Here is a 23,644-nt window from a genome sequence, read left to right as displayed (position 1 = left end):
ATAAAAAATCCCAGCGCCGACTACCTACCAGAGCTGAGATAAATCTTATTTTAACGAAAAAAAGAAATTATTACCATAATTATTAGTAATTTGGCAATAAAATCACATAATTAGCTACTTATCGCCATTCATAATCGTGTTTTTAACAATTACATAATCAACCAACTTAATTGAACTAAGATCTTTACCACCGGCATAAGAAATCGAAGATTGTAAATCTTCCTGCATTTCTTTTAAAGTGTCCGCGATATGTCCGCGATATGGAACCAGCATTTGCTTACCTTCAACATTGCGATAAGCACCCTTTTGGACTTCTGAAGCTGAGCCCCAATATTGTTTGTAAGTTTTGCCGTTAATTTTAATTACGTTACCTGGAGACTCCTCATGTCCCGCAAGCATTGAACCAATCATGATCATTGTAGCGCCAAAACGAATTGATTTTGCTATATCGCCGTTATAACGGATACCGCCATCTGCAATCAATGGCTTGCTGGCCACTTTACTGCACATTCTTAAAGCAGCTAGTTGCCAGCCACCAGTACCAAAACCAGTTTTAAGTTTGGTGATACATGCACGGCCAGGGCCAACACCCACCTTAGTGGCATCAGCTCCTGCGCCTTCTAATTCACGTACGGCTTCAGGAGTTGCAATATTACCTGCTGTTAAGAAAGTATCAGGTAATTTTTCTTTAATGTATTTGATCATATCAATTACATAGATAGAATGACCGTGGGCTACATCAATTGTGATATATTCAGGTTTGATATTCTCACTAACTAATTGATCGATAAAATCATATTCGCCTTTTTTGATACCTACGGATATTGAAGCAAATAACCCTTTTTCATGCATCATTTTGATAAAATTAAGACGCTTCTTAGGCTGAAAGCGGTGCATGACATAGTAGTAGCCATTTTGAGCGAGCCAGACTGCTAAGTCATCGTTAATGACACTTTCCATGTTTGCGGGTACTACAGGTATTTTAAATGTTCGGTTTCCAAACTTTACACTAGTATCAGCATCATGACGGCTTTTGATAATTCCCTTGTTGGGAACAAGCTGGATGTCGTCATAATCAAAGGCTTCCATACTGAAATAATTACTCATAAATAAATCGGCTCCTAGAATAAAAAATCTTTGCAAACGAAGTAACTATAATCAAAAATACTTTTTTTGTCAACAGAAAAATCGAACTATTAAAAATCTGGCTACTATAATAATTCGCATTTAAATTTGACTAAATGTGGGCAAATTGCTAGACTATTTACGTGATATTTGTAGAAATTTAATGAGGTGAATAAAAATGACAGCAGCTGCAGTTGTTGGTAGTCAATGGGGCGACGAAGGAAAGGGCAAAATCACTGACTTTTTGAGTAATGAAGCAGCGTATACTGTGCGCTCAAACGGTGGTAATAATGCTGGTCATACTATTGAAATCAATGGTCAAGATTTTAAGATGCGTTTGATTCCGTCAGGCATTTTTGCGTCAAAGGAAGGTGCTGTAATCGGCAATGGCGTGGTCATTAATCCAGAAGTTTTATTTAGTGAATTAAAAAATCTTGAAGAAAAAGGCATAGACACCAGTAAATTAAAGATTTCTAATCGTGCACACATCATCATGCCTTATCATATTAAGCAAGATGAATACCAAGAAGAAGCAAAGGGCGATCAAAAAATCGGAACTACTAAAAATGGTATTGGTCCAGCTTACATGGACAAAGCTTCCAGAATTGGTATTCGCGTTTGTGACTTACTTGAGAAGGATACTTTTGAAGCAAAATTGCGTACTAACTTAGAGCAAAAAAATGAAGTATTTACCAAAATTTATGGTAAACCTGCTCTTAAATTTGAGGATATTTTTGACAAATATTATGAATACGGTCAAAAAATGAAAAAATATGTTACAGATACTTCGGTGTTAGTTAATGATGCTCTTGATAACAATGAAAAAGTCCTGTTTGAAGGGGCACAGGGGATTATGCTTGATATAGATGAAGGAACTTATCCTTTTGTTACTTCATCGAACACAATTTCCGGCGGTATTGCCAGTGGTATCGGCGTTGGCGCCAACCGGTTAAAGACTGTCATTGGTGTCTGCAAAGCTTATACTACTCGTGTTGGTGCTGGTCCTTTTCCAACTGAATTATTAGATGAAACTGGTGACCGCATTCGTGAAACTGCTCATGAATATGGTACGGTTACCGGCCGCCCTCGACGCGTGGGCTGGTTTGATTCAGTCGCTTTACGTCATGCCAAACGTGTAGCTGGTATTAACGGCTTAAGTCTAAACCTTCTTGATATTTTCAGTGGCTTTGACACTATTAAAATTGCAACTGCTTATGAACTTGATGGTCAAAAGATTGACTATTATCCTGCCAGCCTGAAAGAATTAGACCGGTGTAAACCTGTTTATGAGGAATTACCTGCCTGGAAAGAAGATATCACAGGTGCTAAGACTTGGTCTGACTTGCCGGAAAATGCACAGAAATTTTTAAACCGTGTTTCAGAGCTTGTCGGTATTCCTCTTGTTACTGTTTCAGTAGGACCTGATCGTGAGCAAACAATCGTGTTACAGAATCCATGGGAAATGTAATTTATGTTAGAACGTTATACTCGCCCAGAAATGGGCAAAATATGGTCGGATGAAAATAAATATGAAGCGTGGTTAAAGGTAGAAATAGCTGCCACCAATGCCTGGAGTGAATTAGGTGAAGTACCCAAAACAGATGCTGCTAAAATTGCGCAAAAAGCCAGTTTTACGCCTGAACGGGTAGCAGAACTGGAGCAGATAACGCATCATGATGTTGTGGCTTTTACCCGTACTGTTTCCGAAAGCCTGGGTTCAGAAAAAAAGTGGGTACACTTTGGTTTAACTTCTACTGATGTTGTTGACACGGCCCAGGGATACATCTTAAAGCAGGCTGATGAAATTATTCGGCAGGATTTGCAAGACCTAAAAAAGACGATTGCACAAAAAGCACTTAAGTATAAAAATACGGTTGAGATGGGTCGGACTCATGGCGTTCAAGCTGAACCTACTACTTTTGGCCTGAAATTAGCTCGCTGGTATGCGGAAATTAATCGTGATATTGAACGCTTCGAGCATGCTGCTAAGGGGGTAGAATCAGGAAAAATTTCTGGAGCAGTGGGGACTTTTGCCAATGTGCCGCCAGCTGTTGAAACCAGTGTATTAAGACAATTAGGCTTAACTCAGCAGCCTATTACCAGCCAGGTATTGCCGCGAGACTTACACGCTGAATATATTGCGACCTTGGCTTTAATAGCGACAAGTATTGAAAATTGGGCAACTGAAATTCGGGGTTTACAGCGTTCCGAAATACACGAAGTTGAAGAGCACTTCCGTGCTGGACAAAAAGGTTCCTCGGCGATGCCTCATAAGCGTAATCCTATTGGCTCAGAAAATCTTTGCGGCATGGCGCGGGTTCTACGTGGTCATATTATCACGGCCTATGAAGATATATCACTTTGGCATGAGCGCGATATTTCTCATTCTAGTGCTGAACGTGTAATTTTACCTGATACTACGATTGGTATTGATTATATGCTTGATCGTTTTAACCGCATTTTGACCAATCTTGATGTTTTCCCAGAAACAATGCTTAAGAATATGGATAAAACTTATGGTCTGATTTATTCCCAGCGCTTATTATTAAAATTGATTGATGAGGCTGGTCTTTCCCGTGAAGATGCTTATGACATGGTCCAAAAGCTAACTAACAAGTCTTGGAATGAGGGAATTTCCTTTAGAAAATTAGTTGAAGATAGTCAAATTATGAATTACCTTTCTGAAGATGATGTTGCCGATGCCTTTGACTACCATTACCATTTACGGCATGTAGATGAGATCTTCAAAAAAGTTGGTTTGGAATAAATTAATAAATAAAAGTTCACTTGAATGTGAACTTTTTTTATACTTAAAAATTAAATTTTGGATAAGTCCAGTTTAATGTAAGCGGTTATGTGATAAACTGAACTTGTTAAAAACAAAATGAAATTAAAATAAAACTATAGGGGTCAAGACAATTAAGGAACTAAGTCCGATGATTAATCTTTTATCAGCTTCAAAGTGTCTTACCGGTGTTATTGAAGGCGATTCTGTACCGCAGGAATTTTATTCCTGAAATGGTTGACCTTTATCGTTCAGGTAAGTTTCCAATTGATAAAATTGTTAAGTTTTATCAATCAGAGGAAATTAATGAGGCCATTAAGGATTCAGTAAATGGCAGCATGATAAAACCAATTATTGTTTTTGATGAAGAATATAAATAGTTTTAAAAATTATTATTATGAAAGAAAGGTAATCATATGATAGTTAATGATCATACATATTATGATGCAAGCTATGATGTAGTAGTTTTAGGTTTTGGTGGAGCCGGAGCAACTGCGGCTCGCTTTGCGGCTGATAGTGGTGCTAAAGTGCTAATAGTTGATTCTGCTCCAGAAGGTCACGAAGGTGGTAATACAAGGTATGCTGCTGAACTTGTAGGTTATAGCAGCAACGAAGAAGATTATCGTGCTTACTACGAGCATTTGGCCCAGCACTTTAACATTGACTCTGAAATAGAGGATACAGTTGTTCATGGCATTACACACATGAAAGAATATTTTAGAAAATATCTGGATGTGAATGAACCTGTTAGCTATAAAACTATTTTAGGATTGCCGGATGATGCAGTAATTGCCGATCATCCCGATTTACCTGGTGCTAAAAGCTATGACATGATCACAATGGAGAAGGGGATTTTTAACGCTTCATTGTGGAATATTTTACGGCAAAAAGTACTCGATCGTAGTGATAAAATTGATGTTTGGTATTCTGCACCTGTTAAGCACATCTTGCAAACCCCTGGTAAAAAAGTTGTCGGAGCTCAAATTGAGCGGGATCATGTTTTATTAAACGTTTACGCTAAAAATGGTGTAGTGTTAACCACTGGTGGTATCGAAAATAATCCGCAAATGATTCAGGATTACATTGGTTCACACAAGTTAGTTCCGCTGGGTTCACTTTATAATAAAGGTAAGGGTATTGACCTAGCTCACGAAGCAGGTGCGGATATGTGGCATATGTCAATGTATGCGGCCGGTGGAATGCAACAAGCTTTTGCTTTTTATGAACCTGGGATGAAGCGTGCACCATTTTATATGGGTAACCCGGTCTTCTATACAGGCAGTATTTTTACGGTTGGCGATGACGGCACACGCTACTTTAAGGAAGATCAAGGAGCACGTGAAGGCTATGTAGAAAATCATGGTTCATGGTATAAACCGTTGAATCCAATTCATCCTTACTTTATCTTTGATCAAAAGCAATATGACAAGATCAGTGAAATTAATACTTTCCCTGATAATAAAGCACTTAATTCCGTTCTTAAAGCTGATTCTGTTCCTGAATTAGCAGAAAAGATGGGAGTTGCTGCGGATAAACTGCAAAGTACAATTGACGAATTTAACTTCTTTGCCGAAAAGAAACATGATTATGCTTATCATCGTGATCCCGCTACTTTAAGTGCATTTTCTGAAGAGGGTCCGTATTATGCCATACCGCTAGTACAAACTATTGGCTGGTCCGAAGCTGGTCCTAGAAGAAATGCCCGTGCTGAAATTCTTGATCCAGAGCACAAACCAATTCCTCATTTATATGGTGCCGGGGAGCTGGGCAGTAATATGTCTAACTTATATCAAGGTGGGTCCGATCTTGCGGACTGCTTGATTTTCGGTAAGATTGCGGGCCAAAATGCAGCTCATCCTAAAGACGATGTAGCAGAAGTTAATGTGCCTGCTCCTAAGCATGAAAAGCCATTAAAGCCACGGCCACTTGGTTCTGATATTAAGAAAGAAGAATATCCAACTGGTCCTGAACAATATATTGGTAAATCCACTAAAGGTATGGGAGATGAAATTGTTGTTAGGGTAACAGCTGATAAGCAAAAGAATCTCAAAAGCATCGAAGTTCTGAAACAAGCTGAATCCGATGACTATGGTCAAAAGGCAATTAATGAATTACCAGCAAAAATGGTTAATGCAAATACAGTTGATGTCGATGCAATTTCTGGTGCCTCTAATACCACTAGAGGATTAAAAGACGCTGTCAGGGATGCATTAAGTAAAATTAAATAAATAGTTGTTTGGAATTTAAAACAGGTCATAAGTTTGGTTAAAGCTAATGACCTGTTTTTTATTGTTGCAACTTTTATATATATAAAATAACCTTATTTTACAATAAAGCAAATTACGACTTTTTGGCATTTTTAAATACTTTTTATTGCTTGTGAATCCAAAAAGTGAGCCACTTAGTTTCTTAAAATTGCCACTTAGTTAAAAAGGCTAGATTTTATATTAAAATTAGCGTTTAATAAAATCATCAAGTGATGAAGGGCAGGTGAGAAGCGTGAAAATAAAAATAGAGCTGGATCCGGATATGGATAATGATGAAACTAGTGTAACTATCCGTGCTAAAGCTGTGACACCAGAAGTTGAACAAATTTACCGTCAACTTCAAGGTATCAACAGCCACCCTGATCAAATTGAATGTAAAAAAGATAACGTGTCCTATTACTTGAGTATGAACGAAATTTTATTTTTTGAAACAGAAGATAAACAAGTGATTGCACATACTGCGAGGGATGCCTTTACAGTAGATTACAAACTCTATGAATTAGAAAATTTATTAAACAATCAATTCATGCGGGTCTCTAAGTCAACAATTTTAAATTTAAATCAAATTTATGCGTTAACACGCTCAATTTCTAACTGTAAAATTAATTTTCGCGATTCTTATAAAACTGTCTATGTTTCACGTCATTACTACCATAACTTAAATGATAGGTTAAACGAGAGAAGGTCATCATAATGAGAAAAAATAAAATTAGAGAAATATTTTGGGGGATAGCATTAGTGGCTGCTGCTATTTTCTTGGTAATGAACCAGCTGCACCTGTTTTCTTTCCATTTGAAAGTAAGCATGATTATTTGGACTATTGTGTTTGGAGCGGCTTTAATTGAAAGTCTAGCAGATAGAAGCTTGTTTGGTACGACTTTTTCTATTGCTTTTCTCTTAATTGTTTACGCTGAACCATTGCATATTACCAAAATTGTTCCATGGACAGTATTGATTGCTGCATTGTTGATTTATATAGGTTTGACATTAATTTTTAGAAAAAGCTGGTTTTTAGGAGGAAACTACTTTAAACATAAATTTAGTCCTAGAGATTACTATGATGATTGGTCAGACTTTGATAAAAGTTATAAAACGACTGATAATAATACCATTAATGATAGTAAAGACTATACAACTGATGGCGATACCATTAATGACGGTAAAGACCATACTGATGGTGAAGATATAGTAATAAATCAGAAGCTGTCATCAGTTTCACGCTATGTTCATTCACAAAATTTACGTAGTGTCATGATTAATTCTTCATTAGGTGAAGTTGAAGTCTACCTTGATCAGGCTAAGGCTGCTGGCGATGTAGTGACAGTAGATATTAACGGTACCATGGGTGAAATTGAAATTTATGTGCCACTTTCATGGAAAGTTAATAGTGAAAACTTAGATCTTGTTTTGGGAGAACTGGAAATTTCTGGTGAATCTAGTGGCGATGGTCCCACATTGGTTTTGACCGGCCACTGCAGTATGTCTGAAGTTGAAATTAATTATGTATAAAAATAAAATAGTTGCTTTAAAGCAGCTACATGATTATGTCAAAGAAAACTATAAAGATGCTGAAAAAGCATATTAAAAATGGTATGACACCAATGACTATACCTATCATGTTTATAAAAAAGTTCTCTCGGTGATTTGATGTGAACCATAAAATTAGGACACTTTATTAGTTAATAACTGAGGACTAACTGCCGCTATTCAATCGGAGTTAGTCCTTTTAGTTTGGTCTTGATTCTTTGCGGGTTGTGATACTAAATGTAGTCTTTGATTTTTTTTCCCAGCTCAGTGAGATTTTTAGTGTTTAAAAATGACCACTTGGTCCTTTAAAACTACCTCTTAGTATATAAACATATATTTTAAAGCAAAATTATGATTAGATTAAAACTAAATAGTAATAAAAAGCTTTTAGAACAAAAAGAAGTCTTATTGTTTCTATGAAATGAGGTCATTTTAGCAAAAATTAGCTTAAATATAAATGAAAGGGTAAAAGTATGTTAAATAAAAAAGCTTATCTAGCTTCACGGCTGGCGTGTGGCCTAGGCAACTCACTGTATGGCATGGTATTTATTTGGTGGCTTCAAAATCAGACAAAGAGTTCATCAATAGTTGGTATTTGTAATGCAATATTCTCGGTTACAGCTGCATTGTCTATCTTTTATGGGCCTATAATTGATAGGCAGTCTTATAAAAAAGTTAGTATTTATTCTATGCTCATCCAAGTAATTTTGTTATTTGGGTTAACATACGTTATACTTTTTTCTCCATATAATTATTTACTGGCAATTGTAATAGCAAGTGTACTTTCAATTTGTGATGAATTTTTTAGTCCAGCTGATCGTGCAATTTTAAGTGAAGCAATTTTAAATGAAGATGAAATGACAAAAATAATCTCTAAAGTTAATATTGTTGATCAATTGGTTAATGTTGGAGGAACAGCACTTTCTGGAGCACTGCTTGTATTTTTGTTAAGTGGACAAATAATGCTGGTCTGTTCTTTCCTTAGTTTAATAGGATTAATTTTTTTAAATATTGCTTTAAGAAAAATTCCTGAAAGTGCCAATAATTTATCAAGCAAGAAGAGTCAAAAAGGATCTGTTGTAGTTTCATATGTATATAGCATAACTAGTGGATATCAATATATCAGAAAAAACAAGTTCTTAAGGCGCTACTTATGGGCTGGAGTTTTATACTCATTTGCTCAGCCAGCGCTAATGTTAGTGCTGCCTCGTGTTGCTCAAGAAGCCGGTAATGCTTCATTATACGGTACGTTTTATATTATGATCTTACTGGGGATAATTTTGGGTGCGATGATTGCTGGCAAAATGAAAGCAAGAATAAAAACTATTGGTTTAGCCTGGCTTTTAAGCTCTATTCCAATAGGGCTAATGTTGCTTTTTAAATCAAATCTAATTGCTTTTTGTATTTTGCTCTTCTTGTTTGGACCAGTAACGAGTATTCATAACGTTCTGGCAGAATCAATTATTCAAACTACTACTCCAGATGATTACTTGGCCAGAGTTTTCACGACCATAAGAACAACAGCATATATTGGTGGGCCAATTTCTTCTGTTTTAGCGGGTTTATTACTTGATCATACAGGGTCTGAAGTAATTATATTGCTCAGTTCACTTCTGATATTAATTGGTGGGATTAATATCTTGCTCATAAAAGAGGCATAATATTAAATCTCCGCTAATGATGTCTTCTGTACTAAGCATTTCAATAAATTTAGGAAAAAATATAATAGTAAAATAGCATTTATCATCAGTTTCGTGCTACGTCATTCACATAATTTACGCAGTATAACAATTAATTATTTTTTGGATGAAGTTGGAACTTATTATCTTTAATTTAGGAGGGAAAAATGGTTACTTTAAAACAATTACATGATTATGTCAAAAAAATTATGAAGCCGGAAACTATAAAGAAGCTGAAAAAGCATTTAAAAAATGGCGTGATACCAATGATTATACCTATCATGCAGCAAAAACTGCTGTGAAAAAGAGTTCTCTCAGTGATTATCAAATGGGTTGTGAACAAGCCAAAAAGGACTATGCAGAGAGTCATTCTTTCAAGGCTTTTCCTAAAAAAGGTGTTAGCTTAGTTAATCGTGTTACCCAGAATAAAGCAATTGAAATAGAACGCTACATTGACGGCTACAATGATGCCAAGGCCAAAATTTTACAGTCGAAAAAATAACTTTTCTAAAAATTCAAAGTACCAGGCTAGAAGTGCCTCGGTACTTTTTTATTTCAATTAGGTTTTAAATTAGTAAAAATTGGATGTTTTATTTACAGTTGATAACGGTAAAAATAATAGGGAATATTCCAAACTTGCGAATCAGCTGCAACTAGATCATCATTAATTAAATATTTGGGCAGTAATGCAGTTGCCTGACCTTTTTTAACCAGCTCTAAAATCATTTCCAGAGAATTGATTTCAGTTATGTCATTTTTATTTTGTGTTAACTTAAGAGTTAAGTTACGAAAAGGACAATTAATATCAGCATTGATGGCAACTGGTACTTTGCCGGTTGCTTTTTTATTGCCCTTTAAAAAGCAGGCTTCTAAATGACTTTTTTTGATTAGCGAATATTTGGGTAGAGTAATAGGGGTAAAAGTCCAGACCATGTCATATGCATGCTTAGTTATTAATTCTTGAATTTCATTGGTATTTTTAATGATAATGTCGTAGTGCTCAAATGAAAATGGTGCTTTTTTGGTAATAATATAGCCAAAAAGCAACTCAGAAATGAGGACTTTGGGCTTGTTAATAGACAAATCCTCTTTCAGGTTTTGGTAGTTTTGTAAAACTTTAGTAGCAAAGTTATGCATTTTTTGTCCGTTTTTAGTTGGTTTGACTCCTAAATTAGAACGCACAAAAAGGGGCGTATTCAATTCTTGCTCCAGTGCTTTGAGCCTGGCTGTAATGTTGGATTGGGTGTAGCCTAATTTCAGTGCCGCTTTGTTAAGCGATCTAGTTTCATAAATTGTTTGGTAAATATGTAAGTCGTTGAAATTCATGTTGCTCCATATCATTAAAAGTGATAACTCTATTATAAACTTGGATTATGCAAGGCTATTTTATCTTAATATACTAATTTTGTAATCTAAAAGGAGGAACTTATTATGACTACAAAAATTGGTATTAACGGCTTTGGCCGCATTGGCCGACTTGCTTTACGGCGAATATATGAAGTGGCCAGTGATGATATCGAAATTGTCGCAATCAATGATTTGACTTCACCAGCTATGTTAGCACATTTATTGAAGTATGATACCGCGCATGGCCAATTTCATCATGAAGTAACTGCTACCACTAATAGTATTGTAATAGATGGCAAAAATATTCCGGTTTATGCGGAAAAAGATGCCAGTCAAATTCCGTGGGTCAAAAATGATGGTGTCAAAATAGTGCTTGAATGTACCGGCTTTTACACTTCAACTGCAAAATCACAGGCTCATCTTGATGCCGGTGTTAAAAGAGTACTGATCTCAGCACCCGCAGGTAACATGAAGACAATTGTCTACAGTGTAAATGATGACCAACTAACTGACTCTGATCAAATTATTTCCGCTGGCTCATGTACCACTAATTGCTTGGCACCGTTAGCACAAGCAATGAACGATGAATTTGGCATTCAGGTAGGAATCATGTCTACCACTCATGCTTATACTGCTTCGCAAATGTTGCAGGACGGACCTGACCGTGGAGGAAATGTCCGTAATGCCCGTGCCGCAGTTGCTAATGTTATTCCCCATTCTACAGGAGCAGCTAAAGCGATAGGACTAGTTATACCTGAATTAGACGGTAAACTTACAGGTATTGCTCAACGAGTCCCTGTTATTTCCGGTTCAATTACTGAACTAGCCGCTATTTTAAAGCAAAAAGTTACAGCTGAAGAGTTTAATGCCAAAATTAAAAAGCACACTGAAGGTAATCCTTCTTTTGGTTATAATGATGATCAGATTGTATCATCAGATATTATTGGTACTGAGTATGGCTCGGTCTTTGATCCAACTCTGACTCAGGTTGAAACTGGTGATGACGGTGCACAATTAGTTAAGGGTTACGCCTGGTATGATAATGAATCCGGCTTCGTAGCTCAAATGATTAGAACACTGCAAAAAGTTGCCCAATTAGGTTAATTATCAATATAACTTATATTTTTACAATTAAAAACTGTTTATCATCAATAAAAAAATGGTTCTGCCAAGTGCAGAATCATTTTTTGTGTCTTTAAAATACGCTAGTCGCTTTTTATCCATGGCGCTGTGAGCATTTGACTAACAGTTTGCTTAATATTATTGCTTTGAGCAATCATTGAGATTACTGCAGCACCATTTGCCCCAGTTTTGGAGATTGCTTCTAAGTCGCTAGCAGTTATCCCACCAATAGCAACAATTGGCCGAGCGCTGTTTTTAACCAGCTGGGTTAAACCAGTAATACCAATTTCGGGATCGGCATCACTTTTAGACTGGGTGGCATAAATTGGACCACTACCGTAATAATCAATTCCGCTAATTTTATTGGCTTGCTCAATTTGAGCTAAATTCGAGCAGGAATAGCCGATAAACATTTGACCACCAACTTCTTTAATAACCTGTTTTATCTCTTCATCACTTTGACCAACATGAACTCCCTCGGCATGAACTTGTTGAGCCAACTTGACATCATCATCAATGAAGAAGGGAACACGATATGCTTGACACAGTTGATGTAATTTTTGTGCCATAGGTAGTCGCTCAGTTTTACTTAAAGTTGAATTAGGACCCTTGTCCCGAAACTGAAAAGCCGTGATGCCGGCAGCAAGTGCTTTTTCTACTATGCCAGTTAAAGTTTTACCTTTGGGCACATCTTGACTGCCGCAAATAAAATAAGCATGTAAAAAATCAGTGTTAAATTCTTTCATTATTTCTCCTAAATTACTTTGCCCAATGATTTAAGGGACCATGGCCATGACCGACTTGAATAGTTTCTTTAATAGTCTTGGTAACGTATTTCTTAGCGATTGTAATTGCTGCAGGTAAACTTTGACCTAAAGCTAGCTGCGCCGTAATTGCTGCAGCTAAAGTATCACCGGTGCCGTGAGTGCGTTTAGTATGTACTCTGGAACTGCTGACCCAAAGATCAGTACCATTGGCAAATAAAGCATAATCTTTTACTTCTGCGCTATTAGTGTGTCCACCTTTAATTAGTACATTTTTAACACCCATGTCTTGTAGTTTATGGGCTAATTCAGGAAATTGATCTTGCACTTGCACCTTAATGCCAGTTAAAGCTTCTGCTTCGGGTAAGTTAGGTGTGATTAAATCGGCTAAAGGCAGTAGTTCATTTTTAACCGTGGCAACAGCATCTTGACTTAAAAGTGGTGCACCTCCTTTAGCAATCATCACGGGATCTATGGTAATAGGGCCAAAGTCATACTTTTGCAGGTTAAGAGCAACTTGGTGAACATGAGCTGCATCACCTAACATTCCCGTTTTACAAGCACGAATATGAAAATCTTCTGCTAAAGATGCAAATTGGGCATCGATCATTTCTAGTGGTAGTAAAAAAGATTTTTGTACACCTAAAGTGTTTTGTGCTGTCACTGCTACTACAACAGCTGTTCCAAATACTTTTTGCATTTGAAAAGTTTTAAGGTCAGCCATTATTCCGGCACCACCACCTGAATCTGTACCGGCAATAGTTAAAACCTGGGGAAAAGAATTAATTTTTTCTGTCATCATGAAGTTCCTTAATCAAAATCAGCAATTTGCTTAATATCAGCGACTGCTACTTTGTACAAATAATCTATAAGGTACATACCAAAAGTACTTGGTCCAACACCGGGATGATCTTGGACAACCATTTGACCCACACAACTGAAAACTAAAGCACCTATCTGAGCCGCTTCAAACGGATCATCAGTGACTGCGGTAAAAGCTGTGACAATACTGGACAACATATCACCTGAGCCCACATGAGTTTTAAAAAGTGGTGAGCCGTTGTGAATATGAGCCAGTCTTTTACCGTCACTAATTGTATCTGTAGGACCACTGGCAATGACCGTACAATGATATTTCTGAGCAGTTTTCATAGCAATATCATCAATATTACCGGAGCCGGAACCTGCATCGATGCCCTTTGAATCCCAGTTGAAGTCACCTAGTGCAGCAATTTCACCAATATTACCGCGAATAATACTGGTATGAAAATCCCATAAAAGCTTATCTGCGATTTTGTAGCGATATTCGACTGCACCAACCGCAACAGGATCAAATACTATCGGCTTATTATACTGCCTTGCTAGGTCTTCTACCTTTTTAATATGATTGATTTGCTGCTTGGTTAAACAGCCAATATTAACTGCCACTGCGGAAGCCATTCGCACTATTTCTTCGGCTTCAGCGACTTCATTGCTCATAATTGGTGAAGCACCAATAGCATTGACAGCATTCGCCACATCTTGGACTGTCACAAAATTGGCGATGTTAAAAATAACGGGATTTTGCGCTCGTAATTTATCTAATAAGTCTAACTGCATTTTATTACTCCCGACTAAATGTTTTTGAAAAATTTTGATTAATAAAAAAGCCCTGGCACGTGGAAGTGCCAAAGCTTAAGCGTTTTTGACACGTTCCTACGCAAGTATTAGCTTACAGGTTCAAAGGGTCTGAAAAAAATTCATCTCAGCCTAAAAGGCACCCCTCGTGTTATCGCTTTCAATTATAGCGTATTATACTATTGATTACAATGCTGGGTTGATAAAGATGCTAACTGTTTATACTATAAATAAATGCTTGGCTTTTAGCTGTTATTGAGTGATTATGCTAAAAAGCAAAAAATCGTATAGTAGTTAAAATTTAAATTTAGTAAAATGTAATTAGTAATAGTTAAAAGCCGTGTTTAAAATTTTATTTAGTTTTGAGGAGAGTAATCATGAATTTCACAGATCAGTTGCACGAAGCAGGGGCGTTGTTGTGGCATAAAAGTTTGGTACATCCCTTTATTAAGGAACTACAAAGTGGCAAACTCCCAATTGCAACTTTTAAATTTTACCTGTTGCAGGACCGCTATTATTTAAGAGAATTTAGTAAGTTGCATGAATTAATTGCGGCAAAAACAGATGATCAGGAAGCAAAGGAATTTTTACTGGCGGGAGCGCAAGACTTACAAAACGTTGAAATATCAGTGCGAGGACATTTTTTTGAGGAATTAAAAATAACTGCAGCTGAAATTGCTGAAACTCCGGTGGCACCAACAGCATATAACTACGTTAATCACATGCATATGACATTAAATCGATCTGGTGTTAAGCCTGCGGTAGCAGCGCTTTTACCATGTTACTGGCTCTATCAGGAAATTGGTCAGAAAATGGCTGAAAAAGGTTCACCTGTTTCTTATTATCAGGAGTGGATTGATACTTATGACGGCGATTGGTATGGTGCAAATGTAGCCAAAATGCTGCATTTAACCAATTCCTTGGCCGAAAACGCTACTAATGAAGTACTTGATCAAATGCAAACTGCTTTTGTGCGCAGCAGCTATTATGAATTGCAGTTTTGGCAGATGGCTTATGAAAAACAAGGCTGGGAGTAACTTCTGTTAAAATATCCTACAATTTTGAAAAATATTTGTTAATTGGGGGGCAAAACCTGCACTCACAACTATAATAGCAATAATAACTAAGTATCAAAAAACTACTAGACATAGTAATTAGATTTACTACGCCTAGTAGCTTTTTTGCAATTAATTTGTTTTAGCTGCTATTCGCTCATTATGCCATTCTAGAATCATTTTGACTATGGCGTTTGCGACATTCAAGTTTTTTAATATAGGGCCGTGGGAATATGTACCGATAAAATTGCGGTAGCGCAAACCTTCGACGTGATCTTGGGGATTGTTGCCGTAACCTTCAATCATTTCTCCTAAGGGATGTAGCTTATCCTTATCATCAAAATAGGTTTGACCCGAATGGTTTTCAAAGGCTTTGACTTCACCCCATTCGCTCATGTAGCGGGTATCACCAATCATGCGCTTATCTGCCTTAAAAACGGTGTGGAAAGGTAGAATATCTAGCCCTTTGATTGTCACTCCGGCATTAGTTTTATAATATGTGCCAACTAGCTGGTAGCCACCGCAGACACCTACCATAGGCTTGCCTTCGTTAATATACTTTGTCAAAGTTTCTTTATAACGCGGTAAATCTTTAGCAACAACAGTTTGCTCAAAATCTTGTCCGCCGCCAAAAAAGACAAAGTCATAATCAAAAGCGTTGAATTGATCACCAAGAGAAATATTATCAACTTGTGTATCATAGCCCTGTTTTTTTAGCAAAAACCTGATAATTTTAACGTCGCCAGAATCACCGTAAGTATTCATCAGGTCTTCATATAAATATGCAATCTTGATTGTTTTGTTAGCCATTATTTACCAACCCCTATTATCTTGTTTAAAGTATATCTTAATAGTTAGAAGCGGGCAAAGAATAGTTATTTAAGATTTTGCTGCGCTGCAAAATGATTGATTGGACCGTATTTAGAACCAACTTCAATTGGGTGGGCAATTGCTTCATAAGTAAAGTCTTTAGCCGTCTGAACGCTGGCGATAATCGATTGACCTTTGGCTAATTCAGCGGCAATTACAGCAGATAGTGTGTCACCGGTGCCGTTAATTCGATCCGTATTAATAAAAGGCTTGGTAAATTCGTGAAATTCGCCATCTGCAGTTAATAAGATGTCAGTAACTTGCGACTGCTGGGAGTTATCATGGCGCCCCTTCATCAAAACATTTTTTGCGCCCATCTCCTGCAGTTTTTTAGCACCTTGGCGAATTTCATCTTTAGTATCCAAACTTAAGCCTGTTAACTTTTTCTGTTCATAAAAATTAGGCGTAATAATGTCGGCCAGTGGCATTAACTGCTCAAGAAACGCTTGGTAAGCATCATCATCAAGTAGGGTATCACCATGTTTAGTCATAATGACCGGATCAAGCACAATTTTACCCATGTCATATTTATGCAAATTGGCGGCAACACAAGCAATTACATCCTTGTTAGCAAGCATACCGGTTTTAAGTGCATCAATTTTAAAATCATCGTTTAGGACATCGAACTGCTTTTGGATAAAAGGAATTGGCATGACTTCCTGAGCATAAATTCCAGTAGTATTACCAGCTACTGCGGCTGTCAAAAGCCCCATGCCATAAACTTGCCTAGCATAAAAAGAATGTAGATCAGCGGACATTCCCGCACTGCCATCACTGTCATTGCCAGCAATTGTTAAAGCAATAATTTCTTTTCTCATTTTTTATATATCCCCATTTTAATAAAAGCTCTATGTAACCAGTATAACTTAAAACAAGCATAATGTTATAATAATTTCTTGTAAAAGCAAGGCCTAGTAGTAAAATGAAGATAAAACCGCTTTCTGTCGGAGAGGATCAAAGATGTTAAAAGAATATATTATGGCAATTGATGAAGGCACAACTTCAACCAGGACAATGATAATTGACCATCAGGGTAGAAAAATTGCCTCTTCACAAAAAGAATTTCCCCAATATTTTCCTCAACCAGGCTGGGTGGAACATAAGGCAGAAGAAATTTGGCACGCAGTGCAAACAACAATTGCCAATGCAATCATTAATTCTGGAGTCCGGCCACAGCAAATAGTAGGTATAGGTATTACCAATCAGCGTGAAACAACGGTAATTTGGGATAAAAAAACCGGCAAGCCAATTTATAATGCAATTGTATGGCAATCACGGCAGACGACCGACTTAGCGGAAAAGCTGAAAAAAGATGGTTATAGTAATCTGATCCACAAAAAGACGGGACTGATAATTGACCCTTATTTTAGTGCCACTAAAATTCGCTGGATTCTGGATCATGTCGATGGGGCACAAGAAAAGGCCGAAAATGGCGAGCTGCTTTTCGGCACAATTGACAGCTGGCTTTTGTGGAACTTAACCGATGGTGAAGTTCATGTGACTGATTATACTAACGCCTCAAGAACGATGCTTTTCAATATTCACGATTTAACTTGGGATGATGACATTTTAAAGCTGCTTAATATTCCTAAAGTAATGTTGCCGGAGGTAAAGTCCAATTCTGAAATTTACGGCTACACCAAATCTTATACATTTTTTGGCGGGCGAGTACCCATTGCCGGTATTGCCGGTGATCAGCAGGCGGCTTTGTTCGGTCAGTTAGCTTTGAAAAAGGGCATGGTTAAAAACACTTATGGCACCGGCTCCTTTATCGTGATGAATACTGGAGAACAACCAACAGAATCTGACAATAATTTATTGACTACTATTGCGTATGGTTTAAATGGCAAAATTTCATATGCTTTAGAGGGTTCTATTTTTGTTTCCGGCAGCGCTATTCAGTGGTTGCGTGATTCGCTCAAAATGATTAAAACAGCAGCGGATTCGGAGAAGGGAGCCAGGCTATCAAAGTCTGAAAATGAAGTTTATGTTGTACCGGCATTTACTGGCTTAGGGGCACCGTACTGGGACTCCGAAGCTCGCGGTTCCGTTTTTGGTATTACACGTGGAACAAATGACAAAGATTTTATCAAGGCCACACTGCAGTCGCTGGCTTATCAAACGCGAGATGTAGTTGATACGATGCAAGTTGATTCGGGCATTAAAATTCCTGCTTTGCGCGTTGATGGCGGTGCTTCAAATAATGATTATTTGCTGCAATTCCAATCTGACATCTTAGGTATAAAAATTGAACGTGCTAAAATATTGGAAACTACTTCAATGGGTGTGGCTTTCTTAGCAGGCTTAGCCGTAGGTTATTGGCAAAATGTTAATGAATTAAGGGATATTTTTGTAGTAGGTAAAACTTTTGAACCTAAGATGCCTGAAAGCGAAAAGGAACATTTGTATCAGGGTTGGAAAAAAGCCGTGAAGGCCACCCAAGTCTTTGCACACGGTGAGTAATTATAATAAAAGGAGGACAACAAAGTGGCACATGATCGAATAATTGCATTAGATAGTCCGATGAACTTTCGCGATGTTGGTGGCTATCAAAGCGTAACTGGTCAGACAGTTAAATGGAATAAAATTTATCGTTCAGATTCACTCAGCTCTTTAACAGCAAGGGATCAGGTTAAATTAGCTAAGTTACGCGTCACTGTCGATTGTGACTTGCGTTCTGAATATGAAAAGTCCTCTTCACCTGATATGTCATGGCCCGATGTGAAATATATTGATTTGCCGGTATATTCTGACAATATTAATGATGTGCAAAATAACCGCTCAATCTACCGCTTTTTGCATCATATTCCAGATATGCATAATAATTTTATTGGTCGGATTTATCAACAAACTCTGCTAAGTTCCCACAGCCAGGAAATGTTTGCCCGCGTTTTTGCGGAACTGTTGGAATTGCCAGAAGATGAAGCACTAGTTTACCATTGCAGTGCAGGTAAGGATAGAACGGGAATGGTATCTGCCTTGATCTTAATGGCATTAGGCGTAGACGATGATACTATTGCTCGTGATTATTTGTTAACCAATGAACTTTATGATTTTGCAGTTTCACGGCAATTACCAAGTAATGATGAAATTACGCAAATGGTTTCCAAAATGAACGTCACCAAAGGCGAAGGCATAGCAATTCGTGGCATTACGGAAACTGTTCGTGGCGGTTGGGGCGGTTTTCCTACCTTTTTTAAAAAAGTATTGGGCTTTAATGATGATGACTTGGCTCAGCTAAAACGAATGTACTTAGATTAGAGGCGGATCGTAATGGTAACCTTGCTTGATGTTGCTAAAAAGGCTAATGTTTCAAAGATGACAGTTTCTCGTGTAATTAATCATCCCGAACAGGTAACAGAGGAATTGCGTAAATTGGTTGAGCAGGCGATGGATGAACTTGATTATCATCCTAATTATGTTGCCCAGGCTTTGGTAAATAAGCGTACAAATGTGGTTAAATTTGTCACGCTAGAGGATGTTGATACGACAGAGCCATATTATATGAACCTGTTATTTGGCATTGCACGTGGGTTATCAAAAAAGCAATATGCCATCCAGCTAGTTACAGACAGAAATAAAATAGAAGATGGCAACTTTGACGGCTACCTGATTACTGGCGCCCGCTCCAGTGATTATGCTTTATTTGACAGCCTTAAAAAACCCTTTATTTTATTTGGCGAAAATCATCATGGCTATGATTATGTGGACAATAATAATCAGTATGGTGGAGAATTGGCGACAAAATATGCACTTTCGCGGTTATACCAAAACGTTATTTTCATTGGCATTGATGTCAGAGAGCCATTTGAGTATTCGCGTGAAACGGGTTACGTTAATACATTACAGAAGCATAAAAAGGTCCCTCAAATCTATCGTATTGCCAATCACAGTCACGCTGCGCAAGAAGTAATCAAAAATAATTTCCACAAGTTTCCTAAAGATACTTGTTTTATCTGTGCCAGCGATCGCATTGCTACAGGAGTGGTCAGACAATTGCAGGATGAAAAGGCTAAAGTTCCGGCTGATTTTGGTGTGATTGGGTACGATGGCGTTTTTCTGGATCAGGTTTCCAACTTGAAGTTAACTACCGTTAAACAGCCGATTTTTAAAATGGGTGAACTCTTGGCCAACATGCTCTTACGCAAAATTGATCAAAAAGGGTCACCTCAAGGAGAGGCACTAATTAAGCCTTCCTTAGTTAAAAGAGAATCAACCAGGTAAATATTAAGTACAAATAAAAATACACGTAATAATCGAATATCAGGCCGATTACTATGTGCTTTTTTAATGGTTAAAACTGCTATCACAAAGGCTAGTCAGTGAGAATTGAAACGATATAATTGAACTCACAAAAAATGCCAAAACAATTAAAAAAGTTTTGGCATTAATTATTTAAAAATAATATGACCCCCAAATTTGTCCTAAATTTGGGGGTCACATTTTCTGGGAAAAACTAGATTGTTTTCTTTATTATTCAGGTTTGTAATCAGGATCGATAATCAAAACAGGCTTGATTGTTTTACCAGAAACTGAATCAGCATTAGCCTGATTAATATCTTCAAATTGATAAAATTTTTCAGTCTTATCAAACGGAAACTTTCCTAATTGATAAAACTCAAGTAATCTTGGTATGTCAACTTGTGGAATGGCGTCACCCATGTTAACGCCAACTACTTTTCTATCATCTACACAAAGATCGTTCCAAGTAGAAATGGTCAAATTCTGAGCTGTTACGGCAATTGCTGCGCAAGTGCCACCCTGTGCCAAGGCATCGACAGCATTTTTAATAACGCCAGAAACACCAGTAGTATCAACTGTCCAGTCAACACCATATCCGCCAGTTAATTCCTTGATCTTGGCAACTGGGTCTTCTTCTTTGCTGTTGATTGTATGTGTGGCACCTAATTCTTTAGCTAATTCAAGCCGCTCTGGAACAACATCAACTGCTATTACTTTGGTGCAGCCACTAATTACGCCGGCCATCATTGCAGCTAATCCTACTGCGCCAGTACCAAAGACAGCAATGGTATCGCCTGGTCTAGCTTTAAGAGTGTTGAAGACAGTACCGGAACCGGTAACGTAGCCACAGCCAAGAGGGCCAACTTTGCGCAAGTCGATGCTATCATCAATTTTTACCGCGTTTCTCTGATCAACCACAGTAGTGGTAGTGAATGATGATTGGTTAAACATATCACAAATTCTGTGACCGTCTTTTTGGAAATGATCATCACCATCTGCGCGGACGCCAGAAAGATTATAGTCACTATAATGACGGCATTGGGTAGGGATACCCTTTAAACAATTATCACAAATACCATCAGCGTAGAAAGATAAAATTACGTGATCGCCTACATTGAAGTTTTTAACCTGGTCACCAACTTTTTCAACAATACCAGAACCCTCATGTCCTAGAATTACCGGGTAGCCAACACTTGAATCACCTTTGCGCAAGGCTTCATCTGAGTGGCAGATTCCGCTTGCTACCATATGAATTTGCAAGTCAGTTGGTCCTACTTCGTGCAAATCAATATTGTCTTCGATCTCAAACGGATCGCCCATTTTATTAACAACAGCAGCTTTTATTTTCATAAAAAAATCCTCCTTACTTGTTAGCGATTTCAAGATTATTGTGAACCTGTACACATAAAAATGCAATAGTTTTTTGAAGAAAAATATGCCTGAATATAACGCACTACACTAATTTATGTTGAACTAATAAGTATTTTTTTGATAGCGGTAACATTGCTATTACCATTGCCTCTCACCAGGCTTCTCCGCTAAACTTTAAGTGGAGGTATAAATTTATGACGCACTGGTATGAGCATGCAATAATTTACCAAATTTATCCCAAGTCTTTTCAAGACAGTAATGATGATGGTATTGGTGATTTAAATGGAATTAGGCAGAGATTACCATATTTACAACAGCTGGGTATTAATACTATTTGGCTAAATCCTGTTTTTGTTTCCCCGCAAGTTGATAACGGCTATGATGTGGCAGATTACTTTAAAATCGATCCACGAATGGGAACGATGGCAGACATGAAAGCTCTAATTGCTGCTTGTCACCAAGTAGGAATTCATGTGCTTTTAGATTTTGTTTTAAACCATACTTCTGATCAAAATGAATGGTTTCAAAAGGCCAAAAGTGATCCTCATAGTCAATACCGCGACTACTATATTTTTGCAGGTGCAAATAATCAGCGTCCGAATAACTGGGGCAGCTTTTTCGGTGGCAGCGTTTGGGAGCCGGATCCGGCAGGTACGGGCCAATTTTATTTCCATTTGTTTGACAAGCATATGCCTGATTTAAACTGGCGTAATCCCAAAGTAAGACAAGAAATGCTCAAAATTGCGGAATTTTGGCTGGCTCAAGGAATAGATGGCTTGCGCCTTGACGCTTTTATTCATATTGCCAAGGCAGATTTACGGCAAAGTTTTCCGGTAAAGAAAATAGCAAATGAAGATGACCAAACGATAGTTGCTGAACCCTTTTTTGCTAATTTGCCCCAAGTTCAGAAATGGCTGCGTCCATTTTGTGAGCAAATAAAAAAGGATTATCCTGAAGCTTTGCTTTTAGGGGAAGCTGCCAGCGCTAATGTTAACTTAGCAGCGGACTATACGGCAAAAGACCACCACCTTTTAGACAGTGTTGTTACTTTTCGTTATTTTAAGGATGATCAGCGTCACATTGATCCTAATTTGCCTGCAGATTTTCAGCCTAAAGGACTTGACTGGGATGCTTTTAAAAAGACGCAGGTTATTTGGCAGCAAACTCTGGCGCAGGTTTCTCAACCTACATTATATTGGAGCAATCACGACATGCCGCGACTCGCTACCAGAATAGCGCAGACTGAAACACAGGCACGCAGCTTAGCAATGCTGATGTATTTGCAACGAGGAATCCCCATTATCTATTATGGCGAAGAATTGGGCTTAAAAAACCTGCTTTTTACTGCTGAAGAAGAGTTTAATGATCAAGAGGTAGAACGCTTTATCACGAAAGCTGCAGATTGGGGTTTAACAAAAGCAGAAGCATTGAAAATGGTCAGTCAAGCGCACAAAATGCCGGCGAGAGGGCCGATACCCTGGACGGCTAAAAAGCCAAATTATGGTTTTTCAAAAGTGAGACCATGGCTTAAAGGTCAAAGTCAAAATGACGCTAATGTTCAGGCTGAACTGGATGATCCTGACAGTATGTTTAACTTCTATAAACAATTGATTAGTTTGAAAAAAACTGCTTTGTTTCAATCAGGTAGTTTTTACTTGTTAGCAACTGCTAATGACAGCTACGTATACCAGCGGGATTTAGCAAATGATAGTGCAATCGTGGCTGTTTCACTAAGTAGTCAAAAATTAAAAATTAAAGTACCTAGTGAATATAGGAAAGTCATGTTAACTGCCGGACAGCATTATTTGAATAAGAATGAATTGATTTTGATGCCGTATTCTGGTGTAGTTTTAAGTAAATAATGGAGGAAAAA

Annotated in this window: 23 protein-coding genes and 1 riboswitch; of the genes, 15 read left to right on the top strand and 8 right to left on the bottom strand. The window is 37.6% G+C overall.

Going from position 1 to position 23,644, the window contains the following annotated elements; all coding sequences use genetic code 11:
• Nucleotides 1–114 precede the first annotated feature (114 nt).
• On the bottom strand, nt 115–1,107 hold the full coding sequence (locus AAA915_RS07695; RefSeq protein WP_338201215.1) for a GMP reductase: 993 nt from the start codon (nt 1,105–1,107) through the stop codon (nt 115–117).
• A 196-nt stretch (nt 1,108–1,303) separates the two neighbouring features.
• Here AAA915_RS07695 and AAA915_RS07690 point away from each other — a divergent pair, with 196 nt between their 5' ends.
• From AAA915_RS07690 to AAA915_RS07650, 9 genes are all read left to right on the top strand, one after another.
• A complete protein-coding gene (locus AAA915_RS07690) occupies nt 1,304–2,593 on the top strand; it encodes an adenylosuccinate synthase (RefSeq protein WP_338201213.1) in 1,290 nt (429 codons plus the stop codon).
• A 3-nt stretch (nt 2,594–2,596) separates the two neighbouring features.
• Nucleotides 2,597–3,892 carry an adenylosuccinate lyase gene (gene purB / locus AAA915_RS07685; protein WP_338201211.1) on the top strand — a complete coding sequence of 432 codons (1,296 nt, stop codon included), beginning with the start codon at nt 2,597–2,599 and terminating at the stop codon, nt 3,890–3,892.
• 206 nt (nt 3,893–4,098) lie between these two features.
• A complete protein-coding gene (locus tag AAA915_RS07680; RefSeq protein ID WP_338201210.1) occupies nt 4,099–4,290 on the top strand; it encodes a hypothetical protein in 192 nt (63 codons plus the stop codon).
• A gap of 36 nt (nt 4,291–4,326) precedes the next feature.
• On the top strand, nt 4,327–6,138 hold the full coding sequence (locus AAA915_RS07675) for an FAD-binding protein (RefSeq protein ID WP_338201208.1): 1,812 nt from the start codon (nt 4,327–4,329) through the stop codon (nt 6,136–6,138).
• A 271-nt stretch (nt 6,139–6,409) separates the two neighbouring features.
• Complete coding sequence (locus tag AAA915_RS07670; RefSeq protein WP_174794654.1) at nt 6,410–6,871, top strand: LytTR family transcriptional regulator DNA-binding domain-containing protein; 462 nt, start codon at nt 6,410–6,412, stop codon at nt 6,869–6,871.
• On the top strand, nt 6,871–7,686 hold the full coding sequence (locus AAA915_RS07665; protein WP_338201206.1) for a LiaF transmembrane domain-containing protein: 816 nt from the start codon (nt 6,871–6,873) through the stop codon (nt 7,684–7,686). Before AAA915_RS07670 ends, AAA915_RS07665 begins: the two co-directional genes overlap by 1 nt.
• Before the next feature lie 491 nt (nt 7,687–8,177).
• Complete coding sequence (locus AAA915_RS07660; RefSeq protein ID WP_338201204.1) at nt 8,178–9,365, top strand: MFS transporter; 1,188 nt, start codon at nt 8,178–8,180, stop codon at nt 9,363–9,365.
• Nucleotides 9,366–9,550: 185 nt separating this feature from the next.
• Nucleotides 9,551–9,685: a hypothetical protein gene (locus AAA915_RS07655; protein ID WP_338201202.1), complete on the top strand. Its 135-nt coding sequence runs from the start codon at nt 9,551–9,553 to the stop codon at nt 9,683–9,685.
• Nucleotides 9,682–9,885 (top strand): hypothetical protein, encoded by a 204-nt coding sequence (locus AAA915_RS07650; protein WP_338201200.1) that lies wholly within the window; start codon nt 9,682–9,684, stop codon nt 9,883–9,885. The genes AAA915_RS07655 and AAA915_RS07650 overlap by 4 nt, the downstream gene beginning before the upstream one ends.
• A gap of 92 nt (nt 9,886–9,977) precedes the next feature.
• On the opposite strand, the gene AAA915_RS07645 is transcribed toward AAA915_RS07650, so the two are convergent.
• Nucleotides 9,978–10,709 (bottom strand): LysR family transcriptional regulator, encoded by a 732-nt coding sequence (locus AAA915_RS07645; RefSeq protein WP_174794658.1) that lies wholly within the window; start codon nt 10,707–10,709, stop codon nt 9,978–9,980.
• A gap of 105 nt (nt 10,710–10,814) precedes the next feature.
• On the opposite strand from AAA915_RS07645, the gene gap reads away from it, so the two are divergent.
• On the top strand, nt 10,815–11,834 hold the full coding sequence (gene gap, locus AAA915_RS07640) for a type I glyceraldehyde-3-phosphate dehydrogenase (RefSeq protein WP_265667343.1): 1,020 nt from the start codon (nt 10,815–10,817) through the stop codon (nt 11,832–11,834).
• A 101-nt stretch (nt 11,835–11,935) separates the two neighbouring features.
• Here the strand turns inward: gap and thiE are convergent, their stop codons facing one another.
• From thiE to thiM, 3 genes are read right to left on the bottom strand one after another with little or no spacing between them, the layout of a single operon-like run.
• Nucleotides 11,936–12,601, bottom strand: coding sequence for a thiamine phosphate synthase (gene thiE / locus AAA915_RS07635; RefSeq protein ID WP_420915120.1), 666 nt, complete (start codon nt 12,599–12,601; stop codon nt 11,936–11,938).
• A 10-nt stretch (nt 12,602–12,611) separates the two neighbouring features.
• The gene (thiD, locus tag AAA915_RS07630; RefSeq protein WP_338201194.1) at nt 12,612–13,415 is read right to left on the bottom strand and encodes a bifunctional hydroxymethylpyrimidine kinase/phosphomethylpyrimidine kinase; all 804 of its coding nucleotides are present in this window, start codon (nt 13,413–13,415) and stop codon (nt 12,612–12,614) included.
• 11 nt (nt 13,416–13,426) lie between these two features.
• Nucleotides 13,427–14,215, bottom strand: a complete 789-nt coding sequence (gene thiM / locus AAA915_RS07625; protein ID WP_338201192.1) for a hydroxyethylthiazole kinase — start codon at nt 14,213–14,215, stop codon at nt 13,427–13,429.
• A 76-nt stretch (nt 14,216–14,291) separates the two neighbouring features.
• A riboswitch (TPP riboswitch) is annotated at nt 14,292–14,390 on the bottom strand.
• 220 nt (nt 14,391–14,610) lie between these two features.
• On the opposite strand from thiM, the gene tenA reads away from it, so the two are divergent.
• Nucleotides 14,611–15,270: a thiaminase II gene (gene tenA / locus AAA915_RS07620; protein ID WP_338201190.1), complete on the top strand. Its 660-nt coding sequence runs from the start codon at nt 14,611–14,613 to the stop codon at nt 15,268–15,270.
• A gap of 150 nt (nt 15,271–15,420) precedes the next feature.
• Here tenA and AAA915_RS07615 read toward each other — a convergent pair whose 3' ends face one another.
• The gene (locus AAA915_RS07615; protein ID WP_338201188.1) at nt 15,421–16,098 is read right to left on the bottom strand and encodes a type 1 glutamine amidotransferase; all 678 of its coding nucleotides are present in this window, start codon (nt 16,096–16,098) and stop codon (nt 15,421–15,423) included.
• 65 nt (nt 16,099–16,163) lie between these two features.
• Complete coding sequence (thiD, locus tag AAA915_RS07610; RefSeq protein WP_338201186.1) at nt 16,164–16,976, bottom strand: bifunctional hydroxymethylpyrimidine kinase/phosphomethylpyrimidine kinase; 813 nt, start codon at nt 16,974–16,976, stop codon at nt 16,164–16,166.
• Between the two features lie 142 nt (nt 16,977–17,118).
• Here thiD (AAA915_RS07610) and glpK point away from each other — a divergent pair, with 142 nt between their 5' ends.
• From glpK to AAA915_RS07595, 3 genes are read left to right on the top strand one after another with little or no spacing between them, the layout of a single operon-like run.
• Entirely contained in the window at nt 17,119–18,621 is a 1,503-nt protein-coding gene (gene glpK / locus AAA915_RS07605) for a glycerol kinase GlpK (RefSeq protein WP_338201184.1), read from the top strand.
• A 24-nt stretch (nt 18,622–18,645) separates the two neighbouring features.
• Nucleotides 18,646–19,419, top strand: coding sequence for a tyrosine-protein phosphatase (locus AAA915_RS07600; protein WP_338201182.1), 774 nt, complete (start codon nt 18,646–18,648; stop codon nt 19,417–19,419).
• A 12-nt stretch (nt 19,420–19,431) separates the two neighbouring features.
• On the top strand, nt 19,432–20,382 hold the full coding sequence (locus tag AAA915_RS07595; protein WP_338201180.1) for a LacI family DNA-binding transcriptional regulator: 951 nt from the start codon (nt 19,432–19,434) through the stop codon (nt 20,380–20,382).
• Between the two features lie 249 nt (nt 20,383–20,631).
• Here the strand turns inward: AAA915_RS07595 and AAA915_RS07590 are convergent, their stop codons facing one another.
• Nucleotides 20,632–21,750 carry an NAD(P)-dependent alcohol dehydrogenase gene (locus AAA915_RS07590; RefSeq protein WP_174794672.1) on the bottom strand — a complete coding sequence of 373 codons (1,119 nt, stop codon included), beginning with the start codon at nt 21,748–21,750 and terminating at the stop codon, nt 20,632–20,634.
• A 215-nt stretch (nt 21,751–21,965) separates the two neighbouring features.
• Here AAA915_RS07590 and AAA915_RS07585 point away from each other — a divergent pair, with 215 nt between their 5' ends.
• Nucleotides 21,966–23,633 carry an alpha-glucosidase gene (locus AAA915_RS07585; RefSeq protein ID WP_338201177.1) on the top strand — a complete coding sequence of 556 codons (1,668 nt, stop codon included), beginning with the start codon at nt 21,966–21,968 and terminating at the stop codon, nt 23,631–23,633.
• Nucleotides 23,634–23,644 lie beyond the last annotated feature (11 nt).

Origin of the sequence: Lactobacillus rizhaonensis, from assembly GCF_036246345.1 — a bacterium.
Taxonomy (GTDB): domain Bacteria; phylum Bacillota; class Bacilli; order Lactobacillales; family Lactobacillaceae; genus Lactobacillus; species Lactobacillus rizhaonensis.
This window is presented reverse-complemented; position numbering and strand designations above follow the sequence as displayed.